Source organism: Nocardioides sp. (genome assembly GCF_035481145.1).
In the GTDB taxonomy this organism is placed as follows: Bacteria; Actinomycetota; Actinomycetes; order Propionibacteriales; family Nocardioidaceae; genus Nocardioides.
In genome coordinates this window covers 1-1855 of the sequence record NZ_DATIHB010000111.1, presented here as the reverse complement: position 1 = coordinate 1855, position 1855 = coordinate 1, and the positions used below count along the sequence as shown (strand labels likewise).

The window sequence follows — 1855 nt, the reverse complement described above, 5'->3', positions numbered from 1 at the left end:
CGTGTGGGACGTCCTCGAAGAGGTCATCACCGAGCACCCCGTGCTGCTCAACCGCGCGCCCACCCTGCACCGCCTCGGCATCCAGGCCTTCGAGCCGCAGCTGATCGAGGGCAAGGCCATCCAGATCCACCCGCTCGTGTGCGGCGCCTTCAACGCCGACTTCGACGGTGACCAGATGGCCGTCCACCTCCCGCTGTCCGCGGAGGCGCAGGCCGAGGCGCGCATCCTGATGCTCTCGACCAACAACATCCTCAAGCCGTCGGACGGTCGTCCGGTGACCATGCCCTCGCAGGACATGATCATCGGCCTCTTCTGGCTGACCACCGACCGCGAGGGCGAGCCGGGCGAGGGTCGCGCCTTCTCGTCGCCGGCCGAGGCCATCATGGCCTTCGACCGCGGCGAGATCACCCTGCAGAGCAAGGTGCGGATCCGTCTCGAGGACGCCGTCCCGCCGCTGGGCTCCGACCTCCCCGAGGACGGCCCGTTCGTGCTCGACACGACCCTGGGTCGCGTGCTCTTCAACGACACGCTGCCGGCCGACTACGCCTTCGTGAACTACGAGGTGGGCAAGAAGCCGCTGGGTGCGATCGTCAACGACCTCGCCGAGCGCTACACCAAGGTCGAGGTCGCCGCGTCGCTGGACGCCCTCAAGGACGCCGGCTTCTCCTGGGCCACCCGCTCCGGCGTGACCGTCTCGATCGACGACGTCACGACCCCGGGTGACAAGGCCGAGATCCTCGCCACCTACGAGGCGCAGGCCGAGAAGGTCCAGAAGCAGTTCGAGCGTGGTCTGGTCACCGACGACGAGCGCCGTCAGGAGCTCATCGAGATCTGGAACCAGGCGTCCAACGACGTCGCGCGCTCGATGGAGGCCAACTTCGACCGGGCGAACCCGATCTTCATGATGGTCGACTCCGGTGCCTCCGGAAACATGATGCAGATCCGTCAGGTCGCGGCGATGCGAGGGCTGGTGGCGAACCCGAAGGGCGACATCATCCCGCGTCCGATCAAGGCGAACTTCCGTGAGGGCCTGTCGGTGCTGGAGTACTTCATCTCCACCCACGGTGCCCGCAAGGGTCTCGCCGACACCGCGCTGCGGACCGCCGACTCGGGCTACCTGACCCGTCGTCTGGTGGACGTGTCGCAGGACGTGATCATCCGCGAGGACGACTGCGGCACCGAGCGCGGCCTGCCCAAGCGGATCGGTGAGCGCGGCGAGGACGGCGTGGTGCGCAAGCACGAGAACGCCGAGACCGCGGCGTACGCCCGCTCCGCCGCCGTCGAGATCACCCACCCGGACACGGGCGAGGTGCTCGCCGGCGCCGGCGAGGACCTGGGCGACGTCAAGATCGGCGAGCTCATCGCGGCCGGCATCGAGGAGGTCAAGGTCCGTTCGGTCCTGACCTGTGACGCCCGCACCGGGACCTGCGCGAAGTGCTACGGCCGGTCGCTGGCCACCGGCAAGCTGGTCGACATCGGCGAGGCCGTCGGCATCATCGCCGCCCAGTCGATCGGTGAGCCCGGCACCCAGCTGACGATGCGCACGTTCCACACCGGTGGTGTGGCCTCGGCCGACGACATCACGCAGGGCCTGCCCCGCGTGGTCGAGCTCTTCGAGGCCCGCTCGCCCAAGGGTCGCTCGCCGATCTCGGAGGCGGCCGGCCGCATCGAGATCGAGGAGACCGACAAGGCCCGCAAGGTCCTCGTCACCCCCGACGACGGCTCGGAGGTCCAGGAGTACCCCGTCTCGAAGCGCTCGCGCCTGCTCGTGCAGGACGGCGACCACATCGAGGTCGGCCAGAAGCTCACCGTCGGCACCGAGGACCCGCAGGACGTCCTGCGCATCCTGGGTGTC

At 69.1% G+C, this 1855-nt stretch carries 1 pseudogene; it reads left to right on the top strand.

What is annotated here, in order from left to right:
- Positions 1-1855 (top strand): annotated as a pseudogene (locus VLF38_RS09435) (DNA-directed RNA polymerase subunit beta'); the annotation flags it as partial.